At 42.2% G+C, this 16,049-nt stretch carries 7 protein-coding genes; 2 read left to right on the forward strand and 5 right to left on the reverse strand.

Features of this window, described 5'->3' with window-relative positions; genetic code table 11:
* Positions 1–47 precede the first annotated feature (47 nt).
* From F6K49_RS03345 to F6K49_RS03365, 5 genes are all read right to left on the reverse strand, one after another.
* Positions 48–329 (reverse strand): acyl carrier protein, encoded by a 282-nt coding sequence (locus tag F6K49_RS03345; RefSeq protein WP_293064394.1) that lies wholly within the window; start codon positions 327–329, stop codon positions 48–50.
* Between the two features lie 106 nt (positions 330–435).
* Complete coding sequence (locus tag F6K49_RS03350) at positions 436–1,176, reverse strand: DevA family ABC transporter ATP-binding protein (protein WP_293064397.1); 741 nt, start codon at positions 1,174–1,176, stop codon at positions 436–438.
* A 71-nt stretch (positions 1,177–1,247) separates the two neighbouring features.
* On the reverse strand, positions 1,248–2,420 hold the full coding sequence (gene devC / locus F6K49_RS03355) for an ABC transporter permease DevC (protein WP_293064400.1): 1,173 nt from the start codon (positions 2,418–2,420) through the stop codon (positions 1,248–1,250).
* Between the two features lie 202 nt (positions 2,421–2,622).
* Entirely contained in the window at positions 2,623–3,855 is a 1,233-nt protein-coding gene (locus F6K49_RS03360) for an ABC exporter membrane fusion protein (RefSeq protein WP_293064403.1), read from the reverse strand.
* A gap of 1,313 nt (positions 3,856–5,168) precedes the next feature.
* Positions 5,169–7,262, reverse strand: a complete 2,094-nt coding sequence (locus F6K49_RS03365; protein ID WP_293094372.1) for a PEP-CTERM sorting domain-containing protein — start codon at positions 7,260–7,262, stop codon at positions 5,169–5,171.
* A gap of 650 nt (positions 7,263–7,912) precedes the next feature.
* Here F6K49_RS03365 and F6K49_RS03370 point away from each other — a divergent pair.
* Both F6K49_RS03370 and F6K49_RS03375 read left to right on the forward strand, forming a co-directional pair.
* Positions 7,913–8,068: a hypothetical protein gene (locus tag F6K49_RS03370; RefSeq protein ID WP_293064409.1), complete on the forward strand. Its 156-nt coding sequence runs from the start codon at positions 7,913–7,915 to the stop codon at positions 8,066–8,068.
* A 1,432-nt stretch (positions 8,069–9,500) separates the two neighbouring features.
* Positions 9,501–15,977, forward strand: coding sequence for a type I polyketide synthase (locus F6K49_RS03375; RefSeq protein WP_293064412.1), 6,477 nt, complete (start codon positions 9,501–9,503; stop codon positions 15,975–15,977).
* Positions 15,978–16,049: the final 72 nt, after the last annotated feature.

The raw sequence follows: 16,049 nt of genomic DNA on the forward strand, positions 1-16,049 counted from the left end.
CTTCATCTGAACTTTGGTCATGATTACCACTACTGGCTGCTTGATGTTTAACTATTGGGATCTTCAGCTAAACGTTCTGCTAGGGCTTCGATGTTGGGATAGTTCCACAACAGGGTGGGAGATACCTCACGGCCAAGATAGTTTTCTAATCTACTTAAAAGAATCAAAGCATCCGCTGATTCTAGGTTGTAGCTTTCAAATGGTTCCTGGATATCTATCTCTTCAGGATCAACCTCCAGTCCTTCGGCGAGTTGAGAAACTAACCAGGCTTGAATAGCTTCTTCAGTATGACATTCTTGATCGATTTTATCAGGGATAGTTTCAAGCATTTTGTTTACTTTTTTAGTGATTTATAATTTGTAATTAGTCAAAAGTAAATTGCCAATTACTAATTGGTAATTGCAGTTAATTGATGTTAATGGCAATTGTCAATTTTCAATTTTCAATTTGTCTTTCGACTTTTGCATTTTCTACTTCGTCATTAGCTGGTGACTGTGGTGTGAGTAGATACCCGTCTTCCATACGAAGGATGCGATCAGCAACATCCAAAATTCTGTTATCGTGAGTCACCATCAAAATAGCGCATCCTTGCTCATGAGCTAGTCGTTGCATAAGATCAACCACATCTCGACCTGTCTTACTATCTAAGGCAGCAGTTGGTTCATCTGCTAAGACCAATTTGGGATTATTGACTAAAGCACGGGCAATGGCTACCCGTTGTTTTTGCCCCCCAGAAAGGTTTTGAGGGTAGTGATTAACTCGATCCCCCAGCTTAACCAGTTGGAGCATAGCTTCAGCTCTAGTGCGAGCTTCCCGGTGAGAGATGCCTCGATGCAGTTCAATCGCCATTTGAACATTTTCTCGGGCTGTCAAGAACTCTAGTAAGTTGTGAGCTTGAAAAATATAACCAATGTGGCTACGCACTGACACTAATTGTTCAGGACTAGCGCCATACAATTCTCGGTCTAGAATTTTTAGACTTCCCTCTTGTACAGAACGCAATCCTCCAATTAACGTCAACAACGTTGTTTTCCCTGACCCCGATGGCCCCGTTAGAATGACAATTTCTCCAGATTTTATTTCCAGATTAATGTCAAATAAAATTTGGCTCCTTAATGACCGTTGACCCAAGTAATGATTCAGTTTTTTTAGATCAATCAAAATTTCTTGGGACATCGGCTTCTTGGATTATAATCTAGTAATTATCAAGTTTCTGTCTAGTAACTATCAAACTTTTGATAAGAAAACTAGAAAATATCAGCTGGATCAGCAGACCGCATTTTGTTAACAGCCAAGACACCAGAAGCAAAACACATTAAAATGGTTACTATTAAAACTATAGAGGCTTGATTAAGTCTTATCTCCATTGGTAACCCAGTAGCATCCCTGACAACATTATACAGACCTATAGAGATTGTCAATCCTGGGATATACCCTAAAACAGCTAATATAACAGACTGTTGAAATACTACAGATAATAAGTATTGGTTTGGATAGCCAATTGCTTTTAGAGTCGCATAGGCAACTAAGTTAGTAGAAATATTACTATGAAGAATTTGATAGACAATAACTATACCAACAACTGCGGCCATAAATAGCATCATACCAAGGATAAATCCAACGGGAGTTCTTGTCTGCCAATACTTTTTTTCAAAGTCAATAAATTCTTGATAAGAAAAAACTAGAACATCTTTAGATAAGTGGTTTCTCAAATTTTTTAAAACCATTGCAGGATCTGCATCAGGTTTGAGGGTAATGACTCCTACATCAACCATCCCTGAATTGAGATCGAATATCCGGAACAATGTTGAGTCGCCAACTACTAAATTACCGTCCACCCCAAAGGAAGGTCCTAGACTAAACAAGCCTCCAACCTTAACTCGATAACCTTTTCTTGCTGCAAAACCAAATATTTCGATAGTTTGTTCCGTGTTTCCCTGCTCAAAGTTCTCAGCAATTGGACCAAAATCAGATCTAGACTTCCGGTCAAATAAAACTACATTAGGAAGTTTAAGCATATCCATATTTTGATTAACTTCCGGGGAATTAAGTACAGGCTTTCCCGGATCAAAGCCAATAACATAGATTGAGAACTTTTGATCAGTAATGGGATTTTTAAATTTCGCAAATCTTAGATATAAGGGACTAACTGATTCTACTCCATTAAATCCTAGAGCCTGATATAAACGCTCTCTAGGAAAGCTCTGCTTAGCTGTCAATGATTTATATTGGGAACTGATTAAAAACAAATCACCTTTGATAATCTGATGCACCTTGGTAGCACTAGTATAGAGAGAATCATTAAACCCAATTTGCATAAAAATAAGAACAACGATAAACGCAATACCAGCTAGAGCAACCAGAAAACGAACTCTTTGTCTCGCTAGTTGTAACCAGGCAATAGGAAGTTGGAGAATCATTATTCAAGCATTTTGCTAAATGAGATGTCTGGGGAATTTAATATAGTAGTTTTAAATGGGGTGAGGGACTTTCGTCCTGGGTTAATGGGAGTAGGGAGTAGCGATGCGGCGCTGCATCGCTTGACAACAACGATAGACAGACATCAGCCATTTTGATAAACGTTTATTGCCGATTCAACACTTCTGAATCTGGTTAACCGAGTTACAGGTGAATCCTCACCTCTACTTGTAAGTTCGTAAATGCTGCAACTCGTTGACTGTCTACGGAATCATCAAGGCGGATTTTAACGTCCACCACTTTACGATCTGTATCTGATCCAGGATTAACATCAAAAACCTGTTGTCTGTCAATTTGTAAACCAATCTCAGCGACTGTTCCCTGTATTTTCCCCTCAAAAGCAGCGCTACTAATAGTAGCTTTTTGACCCAGATGGACTTTGCTAATATCCGTTTCATGGACTTCTGCGATTACATACATCTGGTCGGTTTGACCTAGCTCAACAATCCCATTACTGCCAATAATTTCTCCAGATTTGGTGTGAACTTTCAGGACTTGTCCATCGATAGGAGAACGGATGTAGGTTAAATCTAGTTCAGCTTGAGCAAGCTTGACAGCAGCGATCGCACTCTCAATCTCTCCCTGAGATATTTGTACATCTACTGGACGAACCTCAGTAATACGGTCTAGAGTCGCTTTTGCTTGAGTGATCTGTTCTTGACCGGTGTCCATAGTCCGTCGCCGAGTCGCTTTTGCTTCATTAATTTGCTCTTGAATCGTTTCCACAGTTCGTTTCAGAGCAGCATTTGCTTCATTAATTTGCTCTTGAATCGTTTCCACTTGCAGACGTTTACTGTCAAAAAGAGAGGCAGAAATTACCCCTTCTTGATAGAGTTGTTGATTACGTCGATACTCGGCTTGAGCATTACGCAATTGGGCTTGTAAGCGAGCCAGGTTTGCTTTCTGTGTCGCCACTTCCCCTCGTAACTGAGCTTGTAAGCGAGCCAGGGTTGCTTCCTGTGCCGCCACTTCCCCTCGTAACTGAGCTTGTAAGCGAGCAATCGTTGCCTCTTGTGCCGAAATTTCTCCTGCCTGAGCCCCAGCTTTGACTTTCTTCAGACGAGCTTGGGAAATTTTAACCTTTTGCTTAGCTTGTTCTAAAGTAGCAAAACGAAGAGCATAACTGTCTAGCAGAGCGATGATTTGCCCTGCCTTAATCTTGTCTCCTTCCTTCACTAAAAGTTGGTCAACTCGGGTACCTCCTACAGAATTAGGGGCAGACAAACGAGTCACTCCTCCTTGAGGCTCTAGACGTCCAAGGGCAGTGACCCCAACCATGACCATGGTATTTTCTGGGGAATTTGATATAGAACCTTGACGTTTCGATTCAAATTGGGGCAAGCCATATAGATAAATCCCCCCAGTAGCTAAAGTCATAGCTGCTGAGAAAATCAGATACCATTGACTTACAGGGTTTGTAAATGATTGACTTTCTTTATGCACGATAATCCTTAGTTGGCAATAGTAGTGGAGAAGTGCATCGCAATGCCACTGGGTTCACTGTATAATAAATTCTGTTGTACATTAACCTCATCTAAGAACATGAGGCAGGAAACATGGATGGTTTTAAGTGGCTAAATTTGCTATTGATTCAGCAATAAAACCAAATCATACATATATAGCATTTATGAATTTGGTGAGGTACTTTCGTCCTGGGTTAATGGGAGCAGGAATCCCCCCTAACCACCCTGAGTAAGGGAGGAAGGGAGTAGGGAGTAGCGAGAATAAAATTGACTTTACCTCATAAGTACGATAAACCCTATAGGATCTTGACCATCACTAGATGGCACTAGTGTTTACAAAGTTTGGCAAGTTGGTAAAAATAAAATTATTTATGAATGTTGCCCGTACAGCACTGAACCTATTTAAAAAAAAACGGTTATTACCCTAAATTAAACTTGATTGATTTGAAAAGTAACCTATTTCTATACCTTGAAATATTCTGTCATGATCTCCAAGTTATGGCAAGGGAATTTTGGGAATATTTTTTAATTTTTAAAAAAACCGCATATCCAGGACCCTTAATTGAAGTGAATGATAAGTTGATAATTATTTTTTTGAATAATTTTTGTTCAACGTAATAGTTAAAACTTTTATATAAAAAATTTGTAACTGTCTTGATGCAATAGCGAGTGGGGTGGCCTCCTTTGAACGCACTGGCTCCCCTGTTCCCTTGCTCCATCGCTTTAAGAAAAGTCTTAGCAGTTAAGCAGTAAACCCAACAATCAATGTTCCAATTTTGCTCACTACACTCCACATCCTATAGCCCACTACCAGTCTAAATCAATAAGCTTCGAGCCTAAGTACTAAGTCTGATCAAGTGGTAGAAGACACCCTCAAGCAAGACCGCTCAGGTTTTAGCTATTGGGTTTTAGCTACTCTCAGTAGATCACTAAGTTAGGAAATCATAAGGTAAGCATTCAGGCGTCAGCGGTCAGTCGTCAGTGGTCAGGGGTGCATCTCAAAGTTGTAAATCTATCACTCAGGGAACTGTAGAAGTTTTTTAGCTTTCAATGGTCGTATTTTTGCATGCATTGAGATGCACCCGTGGTCAGTGTTCAGTTGTTGGCCTTTGGCACCCCAAGTAGCTTGCCCATAAGCTGATACGCGACACGCTGATACGCGACACGCTGAATACTTACATGATAAGGTTTTGCTGGTGTTAGCTTAATGGTTTTAGATTAAACGTGTTAAGTACTTTTTTTGGAGACAGTGGTGTGGAACTTCTTACCAAGTCTTTTCTTGAACCCAGCACCAAAAATCAGTGTGGCTAAGGAACCCAAAATGGTGGTGGGTTCAGGAGCTGAAGGCACAGATCCAGCAGAAAGGCTGGAACTAGCTACCCAGGCATCAAAGGATCCGGCATTAGCTCCTCCCAAAGACCCATCAGTAAATCCGGCTAAGTAAACCTGAGCAGCCTGCTGGGCATCAATACCAAATAAGGCAAAGTCATCTTCGGGGGTTCCAAACTGCTCAGTCATCAACAGGTTACCGTCACTGTCGAACTTGGCAATAAAGACATCATTGAGTCCGGCATTGGTTCCTCCTAAATCACCATCAGTGATTCCTGAAATATAAATAAAGCCGTCACTGTCGATGTCAATAGCAAAGGCGCTATCAGAACCAGAAGTCCCAATCTGTTGAGTCCATAGCTGGTTGCCATCGGTGTCATATTTAACCAAAAAGGCATCATAATACCCAGCATTCGGTCCCCCTAAAGAGCCCAAGGTAAATCCTGTGCTGTAGACATTACCAGAGCTATCAAGAGCAAGATCCCAGGCAAAATCATAATTAGAAGTACCAAACTGCTCAATCCACAACTGCTCACCGTTACTATCAAACTTCGTCAACCAGCCATCATACAAGCCAGCATGCTCTTCGCCTAATTTACCAGTAGTGAATCCTGTAGCAAAGACATTACCATTGTTGTCGGCGGCGACACCGTAAAGTTCGTCAAACTCAACAGTACCAAACTGTTTAGCCCACAACTGGTTACCATTGCTATCAAACTTGGCCACATAGGGATCATCAAACAGGGGAATGGGCTGATCTGATCCAGCATTTACTCCCCCTAAGTCACCTGTAGTATATCCCCCAGTGTAGATATTACCGTTATTATCAACATCAATGGCAAAGGCAGTGTCGAATTGGGAAGTTCCATACTGTTGACTCAACAGCGTGTTGCCATTACTGTCTAACTTAATAAAATAGGCATCATCTCCTCCAACCACAGACCCCCCTAAGTTACCCGTGGTGGTGCCTGCAATGTAAACATTGTCATTGCTGTCAAAGCTAATATCAAAGGAGCGGTCCTCACCAGAAGTCCCCAACTGTTTAACCCACTGTTGTTGACCCTGGCTATTGTATTTAGCTACATAGGCATCTTGAGATCCAGCATTGGATTGGCCCAAATCCCCTTGAGTCCATCCTGTAACGTATACATTACCAACGCTATCAGTACCAACGTTAAACGCGATATCAACACTGGCACTTCCCAACTGCTGAGCATTATCGAAAGCTGGTTGTTGGGATGGGGGAGTATTATCGTATTCAAAGTAGTCACCATCTACACTCAGACCAGAAGCTCCTGGCAAAACGGCGATCAGATCAGGTCTAGGATTATTCAGATATATGGCTGTGCCATTTTTTTTCGGTCCGATCGGTTTCAGAGTATAATTACTTGAGTCGCCGTGAAGCCGAATAGTATCTTGGTTGGGATCGAAGTCTCCAATTAAAGCATAGTCCTTCTTCCCTCGGAATCCGGTACCGCCAGCGTAGTAGGGATTATTTTCATCCCCCAACAAAAATCGGTCTCTGGTAGGGGCATTGGCGCTCGATCCGTCACTAGTACTATCAGGACCACCAATTAAGATATCAATTTCTCCTTGACCAGGTATAGGAGCACCAGGATCGACACCCAGTAAAATATCATTGCCAGTACGAGTGAAAATGATATTAGTCCCTGAATCCCCTACAAAAGGATCGGGACCTGGGGTGCCTACTTTCAGGACAGTAATAAATTCCGCTAGTATATTATCTGAGCTTTGACTACTACCTGATGTTCTGCTGTTGACTATGGGCAAAGGCAATAGTCTGTTCAAGAAGGAATTATTATTGGAAATAGTTGGATTATTTGACGATAGGCTGCTCAAAAAATTCCTGATATCAGATTGTTCCTGATCAGCCAAATTTAAGGACTGAGATGTAGCAGGTTTGACCTCAACTCCCAAAATTCCTAAAGTAGCTAATAAAATATTAGCGGTAGCAAAAATGGAGGCTTTCACCAAAATTAAAACTCCCTATTCTTCCTTGTACTTGGTAGAAAAATTATGCTCCCAGGCGGCTTTGGTCAAAACCATGACCGTTTCTGAAGTCATATAGGGTGATTGAGGCTACAGTCTGTCATCCCTATTAGAGGTAACGGTAAGGTAGTGGTCAAGGCATTAGTTACAACCAAGACAAATATTTATCCTGAGATAATTAACTCAAGTTACCTAAGCAGCCGCTAGCTTCTCAACTAATTGTTGCATACCCCGAGCCTATCCAACCACAGATTTTGGAGATCTTTATTGAAACAACATAGTGAATGCTCAATCATACTAATTATTACCTGAAACTGTCAATGAATTGGCTCTGGGATTAACTCTAGATAAATTAAAATAAAAAATTGTATTTGGATAAAATCACTCTGTATAAAATATATATTTTTCGTCTATTCAAATACGGATTCAATTTATTAATAAGCTTGAGGAAAAGAGACTTTTTTATTTTTAGGTACTTTTTAACGTTATAGGCACGATATCGGCCTGTGCGGGTAAATTTTAGGTCTTTACCAATTTTTTACCATTACTTGATCTTGATTTTTCGGAATTTCATTCACAGTTTTTGAATGATTTAATAGAAGTTCTGTATAAATCAATTACGAATCAGGAATATGACTCATCTACGAGAGGCAGTTGTACTCATTACCGGTGCAGCGGGTGGTTTTGGACAGGAGTTAACCCAACAGTTATTAAAGGCTGGCAGCCGATTAATTCTATCTGATCTCGAAGAAGTCATTGTCCGTAAAAGGGGAGGTGATTTGGCGTGAAGTGGGTACAGGGGATTTGATGCCGTGGCTAGGAGCTAATTTTTCTTCCCGTGAGGGATGTAAAAGCCTAACACTTAACAGCTAACAGCTAACATCTAACACCTTGCCCTAAGCCTAAAAACTAAATTGACAGAGTCCTAGTGTTTGACGACTCAAAGCTCTACCTAACGCTATAATCGCCATTATCTTAATCAATAATTTATACAAAATTTATCAAATAGATATCTGATATTTGATAAATGGGATGATTATTGTATTTAAGTGATAGTTCAACCTGTAACTCTGGATTTATTTGTCAAACTACATGACTTATTGAAACTAATTTGACGATGCTAACCCTAGTTTAGCTCAACAGAAAAAAACGGTAACAGGCGACACTCCTGTGCTACTAGTTGAGGAAAAATTATTTTATTTCTTGAATGTTTATCTGATTCAAGGTGTCAACCCGTAGAGATTGACTAGGTTAAATTCAGATAATTTTTCTACGATTAATGTGGTCAATGTTATCATTTATACCAAGTATATTGCTGCTATCGGTCTAGATAGATAAACTTTGTCTGGAGAAAAAAGTTTGGTATTTTAGGGTAAGCATTCACCTATCAAATCCTGAGCTAAGGCGCTACAGGCATGCTGTGCAAACAGCTAATCTAATCCAACGTCTGATCAATAAAGAGAGTTCCCCCATAAGCTTGTTTTCGTGAGCGACGCGCTTCGTGATGGGTTGCTTCTGACTCAGTTCTGTTGCAGGAATCATCAATAGCTGATAGCTCGCAAGTACAGTAAGCATGTAGCGCCTTAGCTGATGGCTGAATACTTCAGGGGATGACAACTTGAAAGGGTATAGGGTCAAATTAAGCCGTAATTAAAACCTGTTAATCATAACTGAACCAGATATAGCAATCCTAAATCATTTGTAAAATTAGCAAAATCTGGAATCTTTGCTGGGCAAGGGTTACAGCGTTTGCTTTGGCCAATATATTTCACGAATCATTTAGGACTGCTATAGAGTAGTTTGCTGGAAATTCAGGGGCTAATTTATGCTAAATAAACCTGTCTAATAAGCGCCAATAGTGGTGAGGGTTAAAACACAATCACCCCTGCTCTTCTCCTACTTCCCTCTATTCCCACACGTCCCTCTCTTGGTAGTTTTTTATGTCTCTTTACAAACAGTCAAGAATAAACATTCAGCACATGAAATTTGTAAAAATATTATCCAAGTCATCCCCTAGGGCAATCCATACTATTTACAATAGCTTAAATAGCAGTGATAATTGGTAAACAATATATTTTTTAATACTATTAATTTTTATTTAAAAGCCGTAAAACTAAATAAATAAACTTGGCAATTCAGTTTATAACACTAGTTTGATTATCACAAAAAAATGAAACTATAAATTAAGTTAACTAGTTTACCGTGGTTAAGACTCAGTCTATGTCTAATTCTAAACTTGACATGGCATTGGCCCAGCTCCAAGAGGACTTGGATAGCTTTGAAAAGAATCTGATCCAACGTATCCAAGGGAAAGACACGATGTCGGATAAATTAACAGAATCAAGCAATATTAACCAAAAACTGCCACAAACTCCTATCGCCATTGTTGGGATGGCATCGCTTTTACCGAAAGCCAGAAATTTGCAAGAATACTGGACGAATATTATTGCAAAAATCGACTGCATTACTGATGTTCCTGCGTCCCACTGGAATGTAGACGACTACTACGATCCAGACCCCAGGGCACCGGACAAAACCTACTGTAAAAAAGGGGGATTTATCCCACATATCGATTTTAACCCCATGGAGTTTGGGCTCCCTCCGAATATCCTCGAAGTAACAGATGTTTCCCAGTTGTTAAGTCTAGTAGTGGCAAAGGAGGCGATGGAAGATGCGGGCTATGGCAAATCCCGGGAGTTTAATCGAGAGCGTACTGGGGTGATCCTAGGGTCGGCACTGGGAAAACAACTAGGTACACCACTTTCAGTGAGATTGCAGTATCCGATTTGGGAGAAAGTCCTAAAAAGTAGTGGGTTATCGGATCAGGATACTAAAAAAATTGTAGAAAAAATCAAGCTAGCCTATGTGCAGTGGAACGAAAATGCCTTTCCCGGGATGCTAGCTAATGTTATTGCTGGACGCATTGCCAACCGTCTAGATTTGGGGGGAACAAACTGTGTAGTGGATGCCGCCTGTGCCAGCTCATTAGGTGCTTTAAAAATGGCAATGAGTGAGCTGAGTGAGCATCGCGCTGACATGATGCTGACTGGAGGGGTTGATACGGATAACTCTCTGTTTGCCTATATTTGTTTCAGCAAAACCCCTGCCATCTCGCCAAGCCAGACTATTAAGCCTTTCGATGCTGAGTCGGATGGAATGATGCTGGGTGAAGGCATCGGGATGCTGGTACTCAAACGTCTGGAGGACGCTAAGCGAGATAATGACACAATCTATGCTGTGATCAAAGGCATTGGTACGTCCAGTGATGGTCGATATAAAAGCATTTACGCTCCTCGCCCAGAAGGACAAGCGAAAGCCTTGAAGCGGGCTTACGAAGATGCAGGTTTCTCTCCTACCAGTGTCAGCCTGATTGAAGCACACGGCACGGGGACTAGAGCTGGGGATCCCAGTGAATTCAAGGCTCTAAAGGACGTTTTTAGTGAAAACAACCCCAAAAAACAGTATGTTGCTCTCGGTACTGTTAAATCCCAGATTGGGCATACCAAAGCTGCGGCTGGTGCAGCTAGTCTAATCAAAACTGCCTTGGCTCTACACCACAAAATCTTGCCACCTACTATCAACATCACCAACCCCAACCCAACACTGGATATTGATAATTCACCATTTTATTTGAATACTGAAAGCCGACCCTGGATTCGGGCTCAAGGAGATGGGCCAAGGCGTGCTGGTGTGAGTTCTTTTGGCTTTGGTGGCACGAATTATCATGTTGTTCTAGAAGAATATGAACAGGAAAACAATCATGCCTATCGTTTACACCACACTTCCGAGTCCATTCTCCTGTCTGCGCCAACACCAGAGCAATTGTTAGCTCGTTGTGAAGATACCTTACAAAAATTACAATTTAAGACTGGAGAGGAGCACTACCAGGAACTGATTGATAGCTGTAAAGCTGAAGAAATTCCGGTCACTGAAGCCAGAGTGGGGTTTGTGGCGGATTCTCTAATACAAGCTTGCAGATGCTTACAAAAAACTATTAACTACCTGAAAAAGAAACCACAAGCACAATCGTGGAATCATCCCCAAGGGATCTACTATCGTGACAGTGGTATCAAGCTGGAAGGAAAAGTCGTTGCCCTGTTTTCAGGTCAAGGTTCCCAGTATCTAGAAATGGGGCGGGAACTGGTGATGAATTTCCCTTGTTTGCGCCAGACCTATGGTTATATGGATAGTCTGTTCCTCAAGGATAGTTTGAAGCCCGTTTCAGAAAAGGTTTTTCCTGCGCCTGTGTTTGATACAGCTCAACGGCATATCCAGGCTGAAGCACTGCAACGTACAGATTATGCTCAGCCAGCCATTGGAGCCTTCAGTGTTGGTCTTTATAAGATTCTACAACAGGCAGGATTTAAGCCTGATTTTATTGCTGGACACAGCTTTGGAGAACTCACTGCTCTCTGGGCTGCTGAAGTTTTGAGTGATGAGGATTACTTTTTCCTAGTTAAAGCTAGAGGCCAGGCAATGGCAACCCCAGATGATCCAAATTTTGATCCGGGAGCAATGCTGGCGGTGAACGGAGAAGTTAATCGAGTCAAAGCGGTTATTGATAGTTTTCCTCAAGTTACCATTGCCAATTTCAATTCCAATCACCAAGTGGTCTTAGCCGGTTCAACAGCAGAAATTGCGAAGGTAAAGGAACTGTTGACTGAAAAAGGGTATTCTGCTACTTTGCTGCCAGTTTCCGCTGCCTTCCATACTCCTCTGATTGGGCATGCCCAAAAAGTTTTTGCTCAAGCGAGTGAAGCAGTTAGGTTCAAAAAAGCAAAAATTCCGGTTTATACCAATGTGACTGGGGAGCGTTATCCCACTGAACCCCAAGACATTAAAAACATTTTGGGAGTACATTCAAGCAAGTCAGTACTGTTCAAGCAGGAAATCGAAACTATCTACAATGCAGGGGGGTATTGCTTTGTTGAGTTTGGACCTCGGAGCATCCTGACCCACTTAGTAAAGGATATTCTTGGTGATAAACCCCATGTCGCCGTAGCCTTAAATGCGAGTCGTCAACAGGATAGCGATCGCCAATTGCGTCAAGCGGTTATCCAGTTGCGCGTTGCTGGTTTGCCCTTGAAAAACCTCGACCCCTACCAAATTGAGCCTCCAGCACCCAAGACTGACAAAAAACGGCTCAATGTCCGGTTAAATTGCGCTAATTATGTGTCAGAAAAGACGAAAAAGGCTTTTGAAAAGGCTTTGCAGGATGGACATCAAGTGACATCTCTTGCTCAGGATAATGGGGCAACTCATGGGTCTACAGTGGAAACTTCACTGACACAAATGCTCACCAATGGAGATGGGTCTAGCCAGAGCAATGGTCACACAGCAAAGGCCAATCATCAGCAGAGTTCTTCAACTAAGGTTGTCAAGCCATCGACACCATCCCTGAGTAATGGACATCGGTCTAGCCAGAGCAATAGTTACACAGCAAAGGCCAATCATCAGCAGAGTTCTTCAACTAAGGTTGTCAAGCCATCGACACCATCCCTGAGTAATGGACATCGGTCTAGCCAGAGCAATAGTTACACAGCAAAGGCCAATCATCAGCGGAGTTCTTCAACTAAGGTTGTCACTCCACCGACACCATCCCAGAGTAATGGACATCGCTCTAGCCAGAGCAATAGTTACACAGCTAAGGCCAATCATCAGCGGAGTTCTTCAACTAAGGTTGTCACTCCACCGACACCATCCCTGAGTAATGAACATCGCTCTAGCCAGAGCAATGGTAAGACAGCTAAGGCCAATCATCAGCAGAGTTCTTCAACTAAGGTTGTTACTCCATCGACACCATCCCTGAGTAATGGACATCGCTCTAGCCAGAGCAATGGCAAGGGGGCTATGGCCCAGAACCCAAGAAACAGGATTGCACTCTCGCCATTCATCCAGCCCACATCTCGGTTACGTCCCATGGAGACTTCTCAGAGCAAACCCACATCAATTCCCACTCAACCTACTCAAAAGCCAAATGGGCATCTTGTGACCTCCTCTGGGAGTAGCACCAATGACAGGTCTGATGCCAAACCAGCACTAGCTCTTACTCAACCCGCTCTTGAATCGAACATGCCCTCAACACCAACCCTATCTGTAAATTCTCAACGTCTTTTAGAGAGCTTAGAGTACAGCTTGAAGTTATTTAGTCAGCATCAAGGTGAAACGTTACAGGTTCACGGACAATATCTGAACAATCAGCTGGAATATGCCAAAACCTTTTTTCAACTGATGCAGCAGCAGCATTCCTTGTTTGGCAACAGCAACGGAACTGATCAACAAGCGCAAACCAAGCAAGTTGTCCTACAGAGCTTAGAGCGCAGTATGATGCAGTTTCACCAGCAGCAAGCTCAAACTCTCAACGTCCATGAACAATATTTAAACCATCAGGTAGACTATACTAAAAACTTTTTCCAACTGGTAAAACAGCAGTATCAACAGCTTCTCACAGGTGAGGTTGTTGATCAACCAGTGCTAGAAACTGCTGTAGGGAATCAATTGGTGGGGAATCAGGAGTTAACCAAACAACCTACTCCTACAACGGTGACAACATCAGTTACTAGCGCTCAGGATAGTCTCAATAATTTGCCAGGCACTACCAAACTCACTACAGCGACTAAGCCAAAACATAAGTTAGTAGACCAGCAGGATAGCCAAACCTCTGACAATGGGGAGGTTGTAAAGCAAGAAGAAACAGTTAAACAGAATCTTTCTGATAGCTCAAGTAGCTCGAGAGCATTTATAACTGTTCCTAGGACTACCCTGGTTAAGGAGCCAGAAACACAGCCAGCTTTAAGCAATGTCTCAACATCCGTTGAGGAAAGTTTAGTAACTGAAGTCAAGGTTGAGCCAACAGCAAAAGTAGTATCTTCAGCATCAGCAGCTACGGCTATTAATGCCATTCGTCAAACTCTGCTCGATGTGGTTAGCGAGAAAACCGGCTATCCAGCGGAAATGTTAGAGCTGGATATGGACATGGAAGCGGATTTAGGCATTGACTCGATTAAACGGGTGGAAATTCTAGGTGCTTTGCAAGAGATGTATCCTGATTTGCCTCAAGCTAATCCAGAGCAACTTGGAGAACTGCGTACCCTTGGTCAAATCGTGGAGTACCTACAGTCCTATGGTTCCAAGGTTCTCCCTGTCGAACCTAAAGCAACAACTGATACTGACTTAGCTCAGATGCAAACAATCGAATCTGAGCCAGTGGAAAGCAATGAGGTTAAACCAGTTGGTGACAATATAGCGCTAGAAAATCCCACACCACTACCAGCTATAGATGTTAACGCCATCAGTCAAAATTTGCTCGATGTGGTTAGCGAGAAAACCGGTTATCCAGCAGAAATGTTAGAGCTGGATATGGACATGGAAGCGGATTTAGGCATTGACTCCATCAAACGGGTCGAAATTCTAGGTGCTTTGCAAGAGATGTATCCTGATTTGCCTCAAGCCAATCCAGAGCAACTTGGAGAACTGCGTACCCTTGGTCAAATCGTGGAATACCTACAGTCCTATGGTTCTAAGTTTCTCCCTGTCCAACCTGAAGCAACAACTGATACTGACTTAGCTCAGATGCAAATAATCGAATCTGAGCCAGTGGAAAGTAATGAGGTTAAACCAGTTGGTGACAATATAGCGCTAGAAAATCCCACACCACTACCAGCTATAGATGTTAACGCCATCGGTCAAACTCTGCTCGATGTGGTTAGCGAAAAAACCGGCTATCCAGCGGAAATGTTAGAGCTGGATATGGACATGGAAGCGGATTTAGGCATTGACTCCATCAAACGGGTCGAAATTCTAGGTGCTTTGCAAGAGATGTATCCTGATTTGCCTCAAGCGAATCCAGAGCAACTCGGAGAACTTCGCACTCTTGGTCAAATTGTTGAGTATCTTCAACAGCAGACAGCGACGACTGAAAAAAAAAAGTTCCAGCAGCAGCCTTCTAGTGAGCAACTTGAGCTAGATCATAATATTCCACGCTGTTTGGTAAAACTTAAAACTCTACCTGAGCCAGATAGTTTGGATTTCGCGTTACCTGACAAGCATATTGTTTTGTTAACCGATGATGGTTCACTAACTACATCCAAACTGGCTCAATCCCTAACAGACCGTGACTGGAAAGTGGTGGTCTTAAGTTTTCCCCAATCCCTGATTGCAGAACAACTACCTTTACCGAAAGGAGTTAGTCGTATTGTGTTGAACGATTTGAGTGAGGAGCATTTGAAACAACAATTGGCAGCAATTACTGCTAACTATGGTTCGGTTGCTGCATTCATTCATCTCAATCCTGCCCTTGAGACCGGGCCCAATCATGGGATTACCTTTCTTGACCTAGAAAAAGCTCTTCTTAAGCAGGTCTTTTTGATTGCCAAACATCTCAAACCATCACTGAATCAAGCAGCGCGTCAAGGACGCAGTTGTTTCATGACTGTTACTCGTCTTGATGGAGCGTTTGGATTAGCAAAAAACGTGAACTTTGGTGCAATTGGTGCGGGTCTATTTGGATTGACTAAAACCCTAAACATTGAATGGAAATCGGTATTTTGTCGGGGCATTGATCTGAGTCCTGAGCTGAATGCTGAGGGCTCGGCTCAGTACATCATGGCTGAACTTCACGATCCTAACCATTATATTACTGAAGTTGGATATAGTTCACTCGGACGAGTAACCCTGAGCACTGAGCCATCCATCTAAATATAGTGCTTGAGTGCTGAGTGTAACTAGTGGCAAAAAGCAGGGTGTAGTTTACTATATAGTGCTTGAGTA

The sequence above is a fragment of the Moorena sp. SIO3I6 genome, from assembly GCF_010672095.1.

What these genes read in the sequence shown, in the direction of transcription:
- F6K49_RS03345 (WP_293064394.1), bottom strand. Translation starts at nt 329, where the DNA reads ATGCTTGAAACTATCCCTGATAAAATCGATCAAGAATGTCATACTGAA.
- F6K49_RS03350 (WP_293064397.1), bottom strand. Translation starts at nt 1,176, where the DNA reads ATGTCCCAAGAAATTTTGATTGATCTAAAAAAACTGAATCATTACTTG.
- devC (WP_293064400.1), bottom strand. Translation starts at nt 2,420, where the DNA reads ATGATTCTCCAACTTCCTATTGCCTGGTTACAACTAGCGAGACAAAGA.
- F6K49_RS03360 (WP_293064403.1), bottom strand. Translation starts at nt 3,855, where the DNA reads ATGACTTTAGCTACTGGGGGGATTTATCTATATGGCTTGCCCCAATTT.
- F6K49_RS03370 (WP_293064409.1), top strand. Translation starts at nt 7,913, where the DNA reads ATGACTCATCTACGAGAGGCAGTTGTACTCATTACCGGTGCAGCGGGT.
- F6K49_RS03375 (WP_293064412.1), top strand. Translation starts at nt 9,501, where the DNA reads ATGTCTAATTCTAAACTTGACATGGCATTGGCCCAGCTCCAAGAGGAC.